Genomic DNA, 16,956 nt, shown 5'->3' with positions numbered 1-16,956 from the left:
CAGACAAATAGATAAAGAAAACAGTATTTCAATTAGCGTAAAGCCCTTTTGAGTTTTGATTGGATATCATCTCCTTCTTCTGCAATCTTAAGTTCTTGTTGATTACAATAATCCTGATTATGTTTAAATTGCAGCTGTGCTTTATTTAAAACAGCCCAAGATCCAACAAAATAAACAACAATCATCAAATAAATAGATAAGGCAAACAGTGATTCAATAAGTGTATTTCCCTTTTGGTTAAGCAACATGATAAGCTCCACTTCCTAACTGAAAAATAAATTTCTTAATATGATGTGGTGTTTTTAATACAAGAGTTTTTGCAATCTTAATATGACCATGATCATTAAAAGTAAATGTATGATTCGTAAGAAAAGTATACCCTTGCTCTAAATTCAATGTCTTATTTTCCTTACCAACCAAGTCTACTCTATGATTAGATACAGACACCTTTACTGTATCTTTTTCCACTATAGCCATTGCCCTTGCTTCATCAAACATAGCTTTAATAAGTGCTATTTCTTCCTCTTCTTTAATCGTACGTGTATGAGGTGTCATACATAACGAGGACAAAAAGATAGTAATAGATAAAACAAACAACATTTCAATCACTGTAAATCCCTTTCTATACATATGCCTGTCCATTTGATATATAAATTGATTTTCCATTAGGACATGTTGCTTGTTTTTTAGTGAGATAAGGATTTGAACCAGATGTTAATTGCGAAATGCTGGTAGGCAGTTCATCATGTTCAATCTGATACAAGATAATTTGTGAATTAACAACTTCTACCTGTGCTTCACATCCCTTTCCTTTCACAACATCGTTCTTACGTGTTACATTAGGAATAACGAGTAATAAGATGACTAGAATAACAGAAATACAAAATATCATCTCTATAAGAGTAAAGCCTGCTTTATTATTTTTCATAGAACCTCCTAAATATCTCCAATAACATTCATCATCGGGATAATAACTGCAATATATATTGTGATGACGAAAAATGCGACAAACCCATAAACAATTGGTACAAAAAACTTTGTAAACTTATTAACAGCATATGTAATCTGTTCCTGAGAAATATCTAAATACCCTCTCATTGATCCTATTTCATCAGGATTCTTTAGAAACATCTTATACATAGAGACAAAGAGATGATCAAAATAAGGAAAACCATCTATAATATTTTCTAGCTGCTCACCTTCTTTTAAACGAATATAGATTTCATAAAGTACAATCTTAATATCACTTTGACTCATACTCTCATTCAACATTGTAATAATAGTATTAGAATCAATATGATCTTCTAGCAACTCGTTGAAATAGAGACAGAACTTAAATGTGAAATATTTCTGAATATACTTCTTTAAGAGAGGTACTTTCAGATAACGTTCAATTATCCAGAACTTCTTTTTCTTTAAAGAGATAAGAAAATAAACACAGGATGTAATTAATGCAGATAATAAACCAATAATCAAAATAGGAATTAGGCGAATAATAAAGAATAAGATAGTGAAGCTTAAAGATGGATTCATCCCAAATGAACTGAACAAAGTAGTAACTTTAGGAAAGAGAATAAAAGTTGCAAACAAAGAGAAAAAGAGTAAAAATACAATCAAAATAAGAGGATATGTCATCTGGGCAACTAATTTCTTTTTCATTGAATATATTTCATTATATATTTTTAAGCTATTCTTAATCGCATTTGAAATGGTGGAACGCATAGAAAAGAAAGTAAAAAACTCAATAAATAAAGGTGGAAGATGAGGATCTAGTAATGCATCAGTTAAATTCTCTCCATCATATATTTTCTGCAATATTGTATCAATGCTTGGATGATCATTAATATCTTTACAAATAAGTAATGTTTCTTCTATCCCATAACCTTGTTCGAGAAGATTAGATAAGTTTTCAAGAAATAAAAGATCATTGTCCATTCAACTCATCCTTAAACAAATACTGGTCACAGTGCTTTTCTTTAATAAGCATTAAGGCATTGTCTTTGAATGATGGATAACTAACTGTATGATCTACAAAATATTGTTTAATCTGCGTCTTATTCATTATTTCAGGAAGTATGATGACTCTTCTATTCCTTCTATCATATTTAATACGTTGTGTAACTACACCAATCAATACGTCCTCTAAATCCGTTTCATTAATCCCTAAATTCAACATTCTCTTTATTACCAGCAATGAGTTACTAGCATGAATGGTAGATAATACCAGATGCCCTGTTAAAGCACATGTAATCGCAAGTTTTGCAGTCTTTTCGTCTCTAATTTCACCTATCATGATTACATCTGGATCATGTCTTAAAATCTGTTTCAATGAATTATAATAATCAATACCTAAACTTTCATTCATTTCTATCTGCAGACAATGTTCCTTGACTATCTCTATTGGATCCTCTAATGTAACAACATTTCTTCCTCCCATTTCAATAATCTTATCAAGTATGGCATATAAAGTAGTTGATTTACCTGAACCTGTAGCACCTGCTACCAAAAAGAGTCCTGCCTTTTGATAACAGATTTCATTAAGAAAGAAAGTAAAGTCATCAATCTCTGATATCTCATTAATAGTGATATTCTCATGATTATTTAATATTCTTATGACTATACTTTCAAAATCCATTCCAGGTAAATAAGAAACACGAAGGAAATAAATATGTTCATTGATGTAGTAGTGAAAAGCACCTGTCTGAGGAACCATCTTATAATTCACATTAATGAAAGACTTATATTTCAGATAATTCATGATCTTAGCACCTACTGAACTTTCATAATCCTGATAATGTTGTAACTCTCCAAACACTCTAAATTGAATACTCAAATAGTCCGTCAATTTGAAATGGATGTCTGTAGAATCTGCTTTAAGTGCTTTGAAAAAAATAGTTTCAAATAGTTCATCCATAAAATAACCTCCTACTATTACATACAAGATACAAAACCATTTTTCTCATAGAACTTAAAAAAGATTCAGTAAAATTTACTGAACCTTTGTACATATAATACTTTCAATAACTGGCTGATTCTTTTTTAGTACTGTTCCATTGCTGTCTTCTGTCTTTGCATCATTACAGATCTTATCAACAATATCCATTCCTGAATAAGCACATCCAAATGCTGCATACTCACCATCTAATGAAGGTGCATCTTCATGCATAATGAAGAATTGACTGCTGGCACTATCATTGGACTGACTTCTTGCCATTGAAATAACGCCTCTTGTATGCTTCAAAGGATTATCCACACCATTACTAGAAAATTCACCCTTAATAGTATCTTTAGAACCTCCTGTTCCATCTCCATTAGGATCTCCACCCTGGATCATAAATCCTTTAATAATACGATGGAATGTTAAGCCATTATAGAAACCATCATTTGCAAGTCCGACAAAATTGCTTACGGTAATAGGTGCTGTATTCGCATCAAGCTTTAATTTAATTGAACCATAATTTTTAATCTTGATTTCACAATCATAATAACCTGTTAATAAATCTTTTAACCCAGATACCTTGACCTTCTTAGTAGGATTCTTAATAGTAAGCCTTAAATCTTCAGCCTGTGATTTAGAATATTTAGCCTTAATAGTAATTTCATCACCATTAGAGAGTGCACCATTTTCACCGTTTTCTAACGTATATTCTACATTACTTACAAAATCTCTAATGTCAGAATTGGTTTTATCATACTTTGTATTATTATCGACATAAACCTCTCCCTTACCATTATAGCCTTTGATTGTTACTTTGATATTACTTGTCAAGTCAATCGTTCCTCCAGGCTTAGAAGAACATCCTATAAGTGTAGAACTTATAACCATAGCAAGTATTAAACGTATTATCTTTTTCATTTCATAAACCTCCATTTCTCATTATAATTGAAAGCGCATTATTTTCATACACAAAAAAATAAAAAAAGTCCTCTATTCAGGGGTTAGAGGACAGATTGAAATGGATAATGAGAATGTATAACTCCTATACATAAAGGAAAAACCAAATATAAGTATTAAAATCCACTTCTTTACCATTATATACCTAAAATTATATATCTTTAGATTTTTGCACTAAACAGCAACTTTTTTACTCAAAAGGATAAATACGGGTTATTTCTCTTTTCTACAGAGATTTTGGATTGTGGACCATGTCCTGGATAGACATCGGCATCAAATATAAATTGTTTTATTTTACTTAAAGACTTCATCATAGCCGACTGACTTCCTGTAGGGAAATCAATTCTTCCACAGCCGCCTCTAAATAATGTGTCACCAGTAAATAATGCATTTTCCTGTTCATAATAATAAAGACAGCTTCCTTTTGCATGACCTGGTGTCTCATAAACTTTGAAGTTCATGCCTTCAAGCATAATTGTATCATTAATGATTTGTACATCTTCTACAATATACTTTTCCCCACCAATCATAACTGAGAGATTTTCATCCCAGTTAAGCATCATATCTTTAGAATCCTTCGTGGCATATACATCTGTATGATAATATGCTTTTAGTTCATTCACAGCACCAATATGATCAAAATGACCATGTGTCACAAGAATGCCTTTTACTTCTAAATGATCAGTCTCTATTTCCTGTATAATATGATTTGCTTCATCTCCTGGATCAATAATAACACAGGTATGACCACAACTCACTATATAACAATTCTCCTGTAAAGGACCTACTACTAATCTTTTAATCATATAAATCCTCCTATAAAAAAAATAAGCCTTGAGGCTTATTTCTTTTCCTTATGAACAGTTTTCTTGTTACATCTTGGACAATATTTTTTAAATTCAACCCTTTCAGGATGACTCTTTTTATTCTTTGTGTTGATATAGTTTTCTTCACCACATTCTGTACACTTTAAGATAATATTATCTCTCATGAATTACACCTCCAAATAAGTTTGCTTCAATATATTATCATATAAATTTATAAATTACTAGTAATTTTTTAATTATTATAGCCATATTTTTCAAAATAGAGACTAAACGCTTTTTTTGCGATAGTAGGCGCATCATTAGAACCCTTTAATCTCTCTTCTAGAACAGCTACAACAACCTGTGGATTTTTACTTGGACCATAAGCAATAAACAAATGGTTAGGATGGTCGATATTACCTGTATGTGTATAGTCTTCGGCAGTACCTGATTTACCTGAAATATCATATGGGAAACCAGAAAATGAACCTGCAGCAGTACCATAAGTAACTACGGCTTTCATACCAGCCTGAATCTGATTGAACGCATCTTCATTACCTTCAGATACATCATCCATAACCTTCTTCTTATGCGTATTAAGAGTTACAATTTCACCGGACGTATCTGTCTTAAACGAACTCTTATAAAGATGAGGCTGTACTTTAACACCTTTATTAGCCAATGTAGAAGCATATACAGCAAGTTGTAATGGTGTATACGTATCATACTGACCAATTGAGAAGTCAAGAAGCTTACCCGCTGTATCTTCTTCCTCACGAGGCCCAGTTGCTGCCTCATAAGGTAAATCAATACCAGTCTTGACACCTAATCCTAATTCACCCGCTGCATTTCTCAATTTAGTAAATGCACTCTTATTGATATGAATTGGTCGATCATACTGATAATGACCACCAGCAAGTTTAATAATAATCTTCATCATATAAATGTTTGAAGAATAAGCCAATGCCTGTACTTCATTAATATTACCGAAACCACTCTTGTTCCAAGAATGCTTTGCTTTTGTACCAGCAATCTTCAAACCTTCAGAAGTATCAGTTTCATAATGGTTCGCTTTAATAATGTTATTCTTGAAGCAGGCGTAAATAACAGCCCCCTTCATAGTAGAACCAATACGATATGCACCCGTATAAGCTAGATAAGTCGCATCTTTCATTTCATAAGGTGTCTTCTCTTTATTAAATTCCTTACCAACTAAGGCAACCACATCACCTGTCTTAGGCTCCATCACAACACAATAAATATGCTGCTGATACCTTTCAGATGTATGACTATAAAGACATTGCTCAACCATCTGAGTCAATTGTGTCTGAATATCCCAGTCAATGGTCAACTGAATGTTTTCACCACTGCTACCCTGTTTCTTTGTTTTGACAATAGGTGTTCCATCACTCATATAGTTCAAAGTCATAACTGACTTATTCCCACTAAGAATGTCTTCATATTGTCTTTCTAATCCAGACGTACCAACACGTGAGTCATTACTATAATCTAACGCAAGAAGTTCATCTTTTAAAGTTGCAGGAAGCCCCTGTTTCTTTGTAGTAACTTTACCAAGTGTACTCTTTAGCATAGACTCATCTGTATAAGCACGCTTCCAGTCACTTGTTACCTGAATACCTCTTAATAAATCATTATTTTCACCAATGATACTTGCTTCCTGATAACTGATATTCTCAAGAAGTACTGCAGAACCACTCTTACAATTCTTGATTGTATAATAGAGCTTATAATAGCGGATATCATCATCAGTTAAATGTTTTTCTAATATTTTCTTTGTAATTCTTTTTAACTGTAAATTATAATACTCCGTATCTCCATCATCATTTGCAGCAAGAGCCTTCTTTTCAGATTCTGTAACGAGAGATTTTGCAAATTTCTTATCCTTCATAAGAAGGTAATCTTTTTTCTCTCTTTCAGTTACACTTGAAATATCAACATTACAATTCTTAGTGATAAAATTAACCATAGATTTAATTTCATCATCCTTAATTCCTCTAACCGCATAATAAGTTGCACAAACAACATTTTCGTTATAAACAAGCTTATTATAATTTCTATCAACTATTTCACCACGTAATGCATCTACTTCAAATGTATTTGTGCTGTATTGTTCTAGCTTAGCTGAATAGAAATCAGACTTATTAATCTGCATATAGAACAATCTCAATGCAAATATTGTTGCTATCACAATAACAACGCCAATAATAATATAAAAACGACGTGCAACTACATTATCTAGCTGGTTACGCTGCTGTTCCTGGGCTTCTTTTCGCCCTATAAACTTTATCGGTCTATTACTAAACAATCAAATCCCACCTTTTTTCTCTCATATTATATATGTATATTCCTATCATTTCAATTAATTAGAGAAAATGAAATGTGTGAAAAAATAAAGAAAGGCAGAAATCATTCTGCCTATTCATCATCCACAGATAAAATAGCCATGAATGCCTCCTGTGGTATTTCAACACTTCCCACAGCCTTCATACGCTTTTTACCTTCTTTCTGTTTTTCAAGAAGCTTCTTCTTACGTGAAATATCCCCACCATAACACTTTGCAAGGACATTCTTTCTAATTGCCTTAATATTAGTACGTGCGATAATACGTCCCTGAATAGCGGCCTGAACAGGAATTTCAAACTGTTGTCTTGGAATGATAGTCTTTAACTTCTCACAGATGATTCTTCCACGATCATATGCAAAATCCTTATGAACAATAGAAGATAACGCATCAACTACTTCTCCATTTAAGAGAATATCCATCTTAGTCAAGTTACTTGTACGATAACCATGTAATTCATAGTCAAATGATGCATAACCACGTGTACATGATTTTAGTTTATCAAAGAAATCGTAAACAATTTCTGATAGAGGAATATAGTAGATAACATTTCTTCTTGTATCATCAAGATATTCAATATCTACATATTCTCCACGCTTATTCTGACATAATTCCATAATAGGCCCAATAAATTCATCAGGTGTCATAATTGCAGCACGTACATAAGGCTCTTCTATACGTGTAATTGTTGTTGGATCTGGCAGTAAAGCTGGGTTATCTATTTCAATCATAGAACCATCACTTAAATAAACGTTATAGATTACAGATGGTGCTGTTGCAATCAGATCAAGGCCAAATTCTCTTTCTAATCTTTCTTCTATAACATCCATATGTAATAAGCCAAGGAAGCCACAACGGAAACCAAATCCTAAAGCCTGAGATGTTTCAGGTTCATAAACAAGTGAAGAGTCACTTAATGCAATCTTTTCAAGTGCTTCACGCAAATCTTTATATTTCGCATTGTCAATTGGATAAAGACCACAATAAACCATTGGATTCATACGACGATAACCTGGTAATGGCTCGGTCGCTTTATTTTCAAGAGTTGTAACTGTATCACCAACATGAACATCAGAAATAGACTTAATACTTGCAGCAATCCATCCTACTTCACCTGTTACTAACTCATCTTTCTTCACTTCACGAGGTGTATGAACACCACATTCCACAACTTCATAATCTGCGTTGCTCGCCATAAAATGAATATGATCACCTACTCTGATCTTACCTTCCTTGACACAAACAAGAATAATAACGCCTCTATAAGCATCATAGAAAGAATCAAAGATTAAAGCCTGAGTCGGTGCATTAATATCACCACTAGGTGCAGGTACTTTATTAACAATCTCCTCTAATACCGCTTCAACATTTAAACCTGTCTTAGCTGAAATACGAGGTGCATCATCTGCTGGAAGACCAATTAATTCTTCCACTTCTGCAGCAACTCTATCTGGATCAGCGCTAGGTAGATCTATTTTATTAATAACAGGAAGAATTTCCAAATTGTTATCTAATGCAAGATAAACATTTGCAAGAGTCTGCGCTTCAACACCCTGAGCGGCATCTACTACTAAAATAGCGCCTTCACAAGCCGCAAGTGAACGTGAGACTTCATAAGAAAAGTCAACATGGCCAGGTGTATCTATAAGATGTAAAAGATAAGTTTTTCCATCTTTTGCTTTATATGTTAAAGAGACAGCATTTAACTTAATTGTAATACCACGCTCTCTTTCAAGTTCCATATCGTCAAGCAGCTGATCTTTCATATCTCGATCTGCTACAGTACCAGTTAATTGTAAAATTCTATCAGCAAGAGTACTCTTACCATGGTCAATATGTGCAATAATTGAAAAGTTTCTAATAAGTGACTGATCAACCATAAATAAACCTCCTTATTTCTCAATAGTCAGCGGTTTTTGAAGTTCTTTGAGCTTCTCATCAAGAAGTTCGAAAGACTCTGCACGTACAGTCATGACACGATACCCTTTATATTGGGGCTTATCTTCAAGATTACTCAGTCTTCCTCTTATTGCAATGACACTGCCAGCATGACAAGTATCATTAATCATTTCCGCTAAACCTTTCCATAAGATTATAGGAATCAGATCATAATCCCTACATCCTTTTATCTCATCAAAAGGACGATACACCTGAAGATGGATTAAAGCATCCTTTCGATAATTATTGATAATTTCATAATCAGGCATCTGAGCAATTCTGCCCACTAGAAATACATGATTATACATATAAAAATCACCTCCTCCAAAAGACTTGTTTTAAGAAGAAGGTGAATACGGGTTAAATAGAATTATTTCTTATATACAAAAGCGATAGCAATGCCACCATCGTGTGCAATAGAAATGTCTGCATCCTCATCATTCAGATAAGGGCTTCCGTCTTCATGATTCAAAATGACAATATCGTGAAATGAAATACCACCGATGCCTAGATGATTGGCTTTTAAATAAGCTTCCTTTGCCGCAAAGCGACCACCGAGATATTCTCTCTTACGTTTTTCAGTTGGAAATGATTGAAATATTTCATATTCTGCATCTGCTAAAATATGACGTACAAAACGTTCATTGTCAACATCTAAACGAGAAAGTTCAACAATATCAACACCAATTCCCATTAATCTTCAAACTTCTTTTCATAAAGATTCATGAGTTCATCATAGCTCATATCATCATTGATTTCATCAATCAAAGAGTCTTCATTCTCCATGTCATGTTTGAACTTACCTGTTCTCTCTTCAACAATTTTGAGGTTTTCTTGTGATTCAAGTGTCAAAGTAGATAAATTCTTCAAGCGGTTTTCCACAGAATCAATGACTTCACCGCTTTCTTTCTTGACTGTCTTTTCTACTTTCTTTGCCTTTTTCACTACAGGTTTTTCTTCTTCAATTCCCTGAGCACCATAAAAAGGACTTAGTACAGGTACCACATCATCCTCACGTCTTTTTATTTTTTTCTTAATTAATGGCTTTTTTTGTGGTGCAGGATTGTTAGATTCCTGCACTCCGTTCATTGGAGAGATGATCTGACTCATGACATATTCTTGCTTTTTTGGCTTCTTAGGTTCTGCTGTTTTCTTAACAACAGGTGCCTTTTCTTCTACTTTCTTTTCTTCGACTTTCTTTTCTTCGCTATAGATCATAGGCTCACTGAATTTTTCTTTACGACGCTGTTCAATCACAGGATCCACATGAGGTGGTTCCTCTTTCTTTACAGTATCATCAAGATCCATATCCTTGCCCATAAACCAATCTGTAATTTTCATATTCAACCCACACTTTCTTTTTTTAAATTGAATCAATAAAAGACTGAACTTCCTCCTCTGTCTTTCTTAATTTCGATACAAATCGACCTAATTCCTCACCCTTGTCATATGCAACAAAAGAAGGAATACCTAAGATTTTTAATTCAATACATAAATCAAGCATATCATCTCGATTTATATAATAGAATCGATATGTTGAATTATTTTCAACAATATGTTCTATATAAGTTTTCATATAAAGACAATCTGGACACCAATCTGTAGAAAATACGATAATACTTCTATTTTGGATAGCTTCTTCAAATTCCTTTAAAGAATGCAGTTTGATGAGTTTATCCATTCTTTTCTCCAAAATCAATATCAATTCTATAGATTGGTCCAAATGGTGAGAATTTCTTTTCATACTCAGTCATCACGTTGTCCTCATATCCTTCACTATGATGAAGATCTAAACATACATCATGAAAACAAACACCATAATTATTCATAGAAACAAGTGAATATTCAAAGAATGGACGATTGTCTGTCTTAAAGATTAAATGTCCTTTTTCCTTAAGAATATTCTTATAGACATCAAGGAATGAAGCATAAGTTAATCTTCTCTTTAAATGTCTCTTTTTAGGCCAAGGATCACTGAAATTTAAATAAACTGTATCAATTTCATTTTCCGCAAACACTTCACCAAGTACTGCAGCATCTTCCTTCATAAAACGGAGATTTGGCAAAGCCTCCATTTCAAGATATTTCTTAACTGCGATAGTTAAAACTGTAGAATATTTTTCAATACCAATATAGTTGATATCTGGATTTCTTCTCGCATTTTCGATAATGAAATCACCTTTTCCCATTCCAATTTCAATTGCAATAGGATTGTTATTTCCAAACACCTCGTGCCACTTACCTAAGTGATCACGTGGATTAATAAAAACTAAATCTGCCTGCTCTTCTAAAAAAGGCATGGCATCAGGATTATTTCTTAATCTCATAAAACCTCCATATCAATGTTATTATATCATAAAACGTTATAGTATGCTATTAATTTCCTCATCTGTAAGTGGTCTGTAATGACCTAATTTTAAGTTCTCATCTAATTTCAATTCACCCATGCTAATACGTTTCAAATAGACAACTTCTTTACCACATGCCTGAAACATTCTTTTAACCTGATGGAACTTACCTTCATAAATGGTAACTTCACACTCACTTATTTCATCACTATTGATGATATTTAAATAGGATGGCATACATGTAAAATCTTCTAAAGGAATACCTTTAGTAAATGCATTAACATCTCCTATTCCAAGTCTGCCTTTGACCTTGACATAATAAGTCTTAGGGACATGTGTTCTAGGAGAAAGAAGACGATGTGCCAATTGTCCATCATTGGTAATTAATAACAGACCTTCAGTGTCTACGTCTAATCTTCCTACTGGAAACAATCCTGGATGATATTCTTTAATCAAATCAATAACTGTAGGGTAAACATTATCTTCTGTCGCACTTACATAGCCATCAGGCTTATTTAGCATATAATAAACATACTTAGAATAATTGATTTTTTCATCACCTACATAGATTTCATCCTTTTCAGGATCTACATGTGCACCTGATGATCTTATTTTTTTACCATTTGAAGTAACCAGGCCATCTTTTAAAAGCTGCTTAACATCTTTTCTTGATCCATATCCACAATGAGCTAGTAATTTATCAATTCTCATTTTTCACCTCAAAACAATAACTATATGACTCACCAGACTGAGATTTTTTTGTATCAAATTCGATTAAAACTTTTAGAGTTTCTTTTTTCTTCACTCTGCCTGATAAAGTAATACCTTTATAAATATTCTTCTTTTTATCAACAATTCCAGGAATCATAGAATATGTTTCCTTATCAAAATAGCCAATAGTCGGCTGATAATCATCTAAACATGATGGACTATATGAAATAGCTTTAATATTATACATATTTTGTTTTGGCTCATCTATAAGCATTTCATAGCGATAGCCTTCATTAATTTCTGTATAATACAATTTTATATTCATTTTATCAGAATAATTATCGATTTTCTTAGTTTTTTTGGTATATAACAAATCTTCTTTGTATTTTTTTAATACATCATCTGAAATATCAGAATCTTTTGTCTTTGTTCCACATGCTGTCATCAACAAACATAGTATAACCAATAACAACTTTTTCATTGCAATACCTCCTATCGTTAAAAAATTATAACATTCTCATCTATATTCCGTAAACAATAAATAAAAAAAAGAAGGCAAATTTTTGCCTTCTTACTGAAATATTTCAACTGCAAATTCGCAAGTGAATGTTTCATCCTTCTTTAATTCTACAGCACTTTCTTTATCCTTGAATTCTCCATCAAAATCAACATAATCTGTATGTCCAACCCATGGTTCAATTGCAAGTAAGCCGCCTACATGAGAACTTGTCCATAATCCTAAATGGTCAAATCCCTTCATATAGAAATTCAAACTCTTATTATTTGTAAGAGATTTTAGAGATACATAATGAGATTTAAAATGAGGGACAACAACAGCATCATTATTAAACATTGCTTGACGTACAAAGAAATGACGTTCATGATCAAATAATGGTCTTGTTTCATGAGACATACCTTTTCTTGCTACATCAATTACTTTCTGTTCCACTGTTTCTGGCTGTTCAAATTCAATGTAATAATCATTTGCATCCTCTCCTTCAATAAACGGACATGCAAAGGCTGGATGTCCACCAATCTGGAAATAGATAACTTCTTCATTATGGTTCTCTACTCTAAATTCTGCTTTAAGCTTATTATCTACTAAAGTATAAGTCACATATAAATCAAACTCATAAGGATACATCTTCTTAATTTCATCACTAGAAGATAAATGGAAAACAACATGTGTTTCATCATGTTCATAAACTTCATATTCTGTGTTTCTAGAGAAGCCATGCTGATTCATATGATATTCTTTACCATCAATACGACAAGTTCCATTCTTTAATGCCCCAACAATTGGAAATAGAACAGGTGCACTATGTCCCCATAAACAAGGATCCTGCTTCCACATATAGTTGATGCCATCCTGCATGCCAATAATTTTTGAAATTTCAGCTCCTTTAGGGTCAAACTGGGCTTCTAAATATTCATTTTTAATTGTAATCATAACTATCCTCCGATTTTAGTTTCACCATTTAAGATAACTCTATGAATATTGATATCATCATCAATAAAGATCATATCAGCAACGCATCCTTCTTTAATACGTCCATAATCATTAAGTCCTAAATGATCCGCTGCATTCTTTGTTGCATATCCAACAGCTTCATATAATGGTAAATCAAGATGTTTATATGCATTTCTTACACACTGATTTAAATTTGCTGTAGAACCAGCAAGATTTCCTGACTTTAAGCGCGCTTGACCATCTTTTACATATACTTTCTGATTACCTAATTCATAAATTCCATCAGGAAGCATTGCAGCTTCTAATGAGTCAGTAATAAGAATCAATTTATCTGCACCCTTCATTTTTGAAAGAATTTTAGCAGCTGGGAATGAAACATGAATACCATCAAGAATTAATTCAGCATATACTTCATCATGAAGCATAACAGCACCTACAACCCCTGGATCTCTATGTTTTAATGGAGTCATCGCATTATATGTATGTGTTCCTGAAGTGGCTCCAGCTTCAATACCTTTTACTGCTTCTTCATAAGTCGCATCAGTATGTCCCATAGAAACAACAACATTCTGCTCTCTTAAATATTTAATCAAATCAAGAGCGCCATCAATTTCAGGTGCTAAAGAAATCTTTTTAATAAAATCAGGATGATCACCTGCAAAAGATAAATAATTTTCTACTGTAGGGGCAATCATACACTCTTCTGGCTGCGCACCTTTATATTTCACACTAAAGAAAGGACCTTCTAGGTGCATACCTAAAATTTTAGCACCTTCTACCTTATCCTTATTATCATATCCTGCCGCAATAGCCTTTTTGATATCCTCTGCTGGCATGGTCATAGTTGTAGGCAGGAAGCTGGTAACACCTGTCTTAAGTTCTGAAACAGAAATATTGTTTAAATCCTTGAAAGTAGCATACATTGTATCACTGCCATTACGTCCATGAGTATGAACATCAATCATACCCGGTGCTACGTATAAACCTTCTGCATCAATCACATTTTCATCAGTAGGTATACGATCACTTACCTCTGTAATCTTTCCGTCTTCAAAAAATACATTTAATTCCTTTATAGAATTTTCTAAAATCACTTTACCATTTATAATTACGTTTTTCATATAGAAATCCTCCTTTACATATTATAGCACAGTTTTATCGTATATTGAAATTATACAGATTTTTATGAGTATATATTATTATATTTCAGTAAAAAAAAGAGAACCTCTTAAAGAGGCTCAATCTTAGTGTAAGTTCTTGATCAATTCTTCAATACGATTACCATATTCAAGAGATTCATCTACCTTGAAAATAAGTTCAGGACATTTTCTGATTTTTAATCTTCTTGCAAGCTGTGAACGAATAAAACCTTTACATCTATCTAATGCCTGTAGACCTTTACCCTGGTTCTTCATGAATGTCACATAAACCTTAGCCACTGACATATCATTAGAGCAGCTTACTGAAGTGACAGTACACATACGTAAAGCTGGATCTTTTACTTCATCACGAAGAATTAATGATAATTCCTTCATGATATAATGATTCATTTTATCAATCTTTAATGAAGCCATAAATTAACCTTCAACTTCCTGCATAACGTATCCTTCGACAATATCGCCTTCTTTGATATCGTTATAGTTTTCAATTGTAAGACCACATTCATAGCCCTGATTGACTTCCTTCGCATCATCCTTGAAACGCTTTAATGAAGCAAGTTTACCTTCATATACAATAATACCTTCACGAATCAATCTGATACCACAATCTCGCTTAATAGAACCATCTGTTACATAACATCCAGCAATATTACCAACCTTAGAAACCTTATAAATTTGTCTTATTTCTGCCTGGCCAGTAACAACTTCTTCCATCTCAGGAGCAAGCATACCTTTCATAGCTGCTTCAATTTCTTCAACCATCTTATAGATAACCTGATGTAAACGGATTTCTACACCTTCTTCATCTGCTTTACGACGAACATTAGCATCTGGTCTAACATTGAAACCATAAATAATAGCCTTTGATGCACTTGCTAGAAGAATATCTGATTCAGAAATAGCACCAACAGTAGAACGGATAACATTTACTCTAGCGCCTTCTACATTAATCTTTTCTAATGAACTCTTAACTGCCTCTGCAGTACCATTTACGTCAGCCTTAACAATAATATTTAAGTCAACAACTTCACCAGATTTCATCTGAGAGAACAAATCATCAAGACTCATAGCTGAAGTAGAATTTCTTTCTTCTTCAATCTTCTTCTGAGCACGTTCTTCACCAACATGTCTTGCTTCTCTTTCAGTTTCAAATACCATGAACTTGTCACCTGCTTCAGGCACATCATTTAAACCAGTAATTTCTACTGGAGTAGCAGGACCTGCCGCCTTGATTTCACGTCCACGATCATCAACTAACTGTCTAACACGACCATAAGTTGCACCAACTACAATTGGGTTACCACTTCTTAAAGTACCATTCTGAATTAATAAAGTCGCAACTGGACCTCTACCTTTATCTAGACGACCTTCAATAACACTACCATAAGCCATACGCTTTGGATTTGCTTTTAATTCAGCAAGTTCAGCTACAACTGTAACAGTTTCTAATAATTCATCAATACCAATACCCTGTTTAGCTGAAATGTTAACGTAAGGAACATCTCCACCCCATTCTTCAGGCATTAATCCAAGTTCAGAAACTTCTGTCATAATACGCTGAGGGTCTGCACCTGGTTTATCAATCTTGTTAATAGCAACAATAATAGGAACACCAGCTGCAAGAGCATGATCCACTGCTTCTCTAGTCTGAGGCATAACACCATCATCTGCAGCAACCACAATAATAACAATATCAGTAATCATTGCACCACGTGCACGCATAGCAGTAAACGCTTCATGACCTGGAGTATCAAGGAAAGTAATCTTCTTACCCTTAACTGACACCTGGTAAGCACCGATATGCTGTGTAATACCACCAAATTCACCTTCAGCAACTCTTGACTTTCTAATGTGGTCAAGTAATGTTGTTTTACCATGGTCAACGTGACCCATGATAGTAATAACTGGAGGTCTTGGCTCAAGATCCTTAGGATCATCAACAACTTCTAAATCTTCAAAATTAACTTCACTTACAGGAACAATCTTTTTACATTCAAGACCATATTCCATACAAATAAGTTCAACCTGTTCATCATCTAGTGATGAATTGATTGTTACCATTGTACCTAACATGAATAAAACCTTGATAACATTTGCTGGTGTCTGTCCGATTTTCTGAGAAAGTTCATCAACAGTGATGCCTTCTTCATATTCAACTACACCATCAACAATGGCCTTTTCTTCTTTCTTGCTAGGAAAGTTTGAGATCATCTTCTTTTTGTTATTCCCCTTGTTTTTTATGTTTTTCTTCTTTTTTGCCATAAA

The 16,956-nt window shown here is 33.4% G+C and carries 21 protein-coding genes; all 21 read right to left on the bottom strand.

All coding sequences use genetic code 11. The features are described 5' to 3' along the window. Positions 1-32 precede the first annotated feature (32 nt). Complete coding sequence (locus B2S90_RS02295) at positions 33-248, bottom strand: hypothetical protein (RefSeq protein WP_147556411.1); 216 nt, start codon at positions 246-248, stop codon at positions 33-35. Next, positions 238-630 (bottom strand): competence type IV pilus minor pilin ComGD, encoded by a 393-nt coding sequence (comGD, locus tag B2S90_RS02290; RefSeq protein ID WP_055234353.1) that lies wholly within the window; start codon positions 628-630, stop codon positions 238-240. Before comGD ends, B2S90_RS02295 begins: the two co-directional genes overlap by 11 nt. After that, entirely contained in the window at positions 623-928 is a 306-nt protein-coding gene (comGC, locus tag B2S90_RS02285) for a competence type IV pilus major pilin ComGC (protein ID WP_055234352.1), read from the bottom strand. Before comGC ends, comGD begins: the two co-directional genes overlap by 8 nt. 8 nt (positions 929-936) lie before the next feature. Beyond that, a complete protein-coding gene (locus B2S90_RS02280) occupies positions 937-1,935 on the bottom strand; it encodes a type II secretion system F family protein (RefSeq protein ID WP_055289434.1) in 999 nt (332 codons plus the stop codon). Further along, on the bottom strand, positions 1,925-2,914 hold the full coding sequence (locus tag B2S90_RS02275) for an ATPase, T2SS/T4P/T4SS family (RefSeq protein ID WP_055289433.1): 990 nt from the start codon (positions 2,912-2,914) through the stop codon (positions 1,925-1,927). Before B2S90_RS02275 ends, B2S90_RS02280 begins: the two co-directional genes overlap by 11 nt. A gap of 75 nt (positions 2,915-2,989) precedes the next feature. After that, positions 2,990-3,472, bottom strand: coding sequence for a peptidylprolyl isomerase (locus B2S90_RS02270; RefSeq protein ID WP_238703641.1), 483 nt, complete (start codon positions 3,470-3,472; stop codon positions 2,990-2,992). Positions 3,473-4,089: 617 nt separating this feature from the next. Beyond that, a complete protein-coding gene (locus B2S90_RS02265) occupies positions 4,090-4,701 on the bottom strand; it encodes an MBL fold metallo-hydrolase (protein WP_055233912.1) in 612 nt (203 codons plus the stop codon). 35 nt (positions 4,702-4,736) lie between these two features. Beyond that, positions 4,737-4,886, bottom strand: coding sequence for a 50S ribosomal protein L33 (gene rpmG / locus B2S90_RS02260; RefSeq protein WP_006506678.1), 150 nt, complete (start codon positions 4,884-4,886; stop codon positions 4,737-4,739). Between the two features lie 68 nt (positions 4,887-4,954). Beyond that, a complete protein-coding gene (locus tag B2S90_RS02255) occupies positions 4,955-7,027 on the bottom strand; it encodes a peptidoglycan D,D-transpeptidase FtsI family protein (RefSeq protein WP_055289431.1) in 2,073 nt (690 codons plus the stop codon). A gap of 110 nt (positions 7,028-7,137) precedes the next feature. Then, positions 7,138-8,943, bottom strand: a complete 1,806-nt coding sequence (lepA, locus tag B2S90_RS02250; protein WP_055289429.1) for a translation elongation factor 4 — start codon at positions 8,941-8,943, stop codon at positions 7,138-7,140. 12 nt (positions 8,944-8,955) lie between these two features. Next, on the bottom strand, positions 8,956-9,309 hold the full coding sequence (locus B2S90_RS02245) for a single-stranded DNA-binding protein (protein WP_055233913.1): 354 nt from the start codon (positions 9,307-9,309) through the stop codon (positions 8,956-8,958). A gap of 62 nt (positions 9,310-9,371) precedes the next feature. Then, positions 9,372-9,695 (bottom strand): holo-ACP synthase, encoded by a 324-nt coding sequence (gene acpS / locus B2S90_RS02240; RefSeq protein ID WP_006506682.1) that lies wholly within the window; start codon positions 9,693-9,695, stop codon positions 9,372-9,374. After that, positions 9,695-10,342 carry a hypothetical protein gene (locus B2S90_RS02235; RefSeq protein ID WP_006506683.1) on the bottom strand — a complete coding sequence of 216 codons (648 nt, stop codon included), beginning with the start codon at positions 10,340-10,342 and terminating at the stop codon, positions 9,695-9,697. The genes acpS and B2S90_RS02235 overlap by 1 nt, the downstream gene beginning before the upstream one ends. A 22-nt stretch (positions 10,343-10,364) precedes the next feature. After that, positions 10,365-10,682 (bottom strand): thioredoxin family protein, encoded by a 318-nt coding sequence (locus B2S90_RS02230; protein ID WP_270398133.1) that lies wholly within the window; start codon positions 10,680-10,682, stop codon positions 10,365-10,367. Next, entirely contained in the window at positions 10,675-11,328 is a 654-nt protein-coding gene (gene trmB, locus B2S90_RS02225; RefSeq protein ID WP_055233915.1) for a tRNA (guanosine(46)-N7)-methyltransferase TrmB, read from the bottom strand. The genes B2S90_RS02230 and trmB overlap by 8 nt, the downstream gene beginning before the upstream one ends. A 36-nt stretch (positions 11,329-11,364) precedes the next feature. Further along, the gene (locus B2S90_RS02220; protein ID WP_055233916.1) at positions 11,365-12,060 is read right to left on the bottom strand and encodes a pseudouridine synthase; all 696 of its coding nucleotides are present in this window, start codon (positions 12,058-12,060) and stop codon (positions 11,365-11,367) included. Next, positions 12,050-12,541 (bottom strand): hypothetical protein, encoded by a 492-nt coding sequence (locus tag B2S90_RS02215; RefSeq protein WP_278779149.1) that lies wholly within the window; start codon positions 12,539-12,541, stop codon positions 12,050-12,052. Before B2S90_RS02215 ends, B2S90_RS02220 begins: the two co-directional genes overlap by 11 nt. A 90-nt stretch (positions 12,542-12,631) precedes the next feature. After that, complete coding sequence (locus tag B2S90_RS02210) at positions 12,632-13,510, bottom strand: aldose 1-epimerase family protein (RefSeq protein ID WP_055289423.1); 879 nt, start codon at positions 13,508-13,510, stop codon at positions 12,632-12,634. A 2-nt stretch (positions 13,511-13,512) separates the two neighbouring features. Further along, the gene (gene nagA / locus B2S90_RS02205; RefSeq protein WP_286696492.1) at positions 13,513-14,652 is read right to left on the bottom strand and encodes an N-acetylglucosamine-6-phosphate deacetylase; all 1,140 of its coding nucleotides are present in this window, start codon (positions 14,650-14,652) and stop codon (positions 13,513-13,515) included. A gap of 123 nt (positions 14,653-14,775) precedes the next feature. After that, positions 14,776-15,105 carry a 30S ribosome-binding factor RbfA gene (rbfA, locus tag B2S90_RS02200; protein WP_006506690.1) on the bottom strand — a complete coding sequence of 110 codons (330 nt, stop codon included), beginning with the start codon at positions 15,103-15,105 and terminating at the stop codon, positions 14,776-14,778. Positions 15,106-15,108: 3 nt separating this feature from the next. Then, a complete protein-coding gene (gene infB, locus B2S90_RS02195; protein WP_055289678.1) occupies positions 15,109-16,953 on the bottom strand; it encodes a translation initiation factor IF-2 in 1,845 nt (614 codons plus the stop codon). Positions 16,954-16,956: the final 3 nt, after the last annotated feature.

This window comes from Catenibacterium sp. UBA627, from assembly GCF_002299355.1.
Classification (GTDB): domain Bacteria; phylum Bacillota_I; class Bacilli_A; order Erysipelotrichales; family Coprobacillaceae; genus Catenibacterium; species Catenibacterium mitsuoka.
This window is presented reverse-complemented; position numbering and strand designations above follow the sequence as displayed.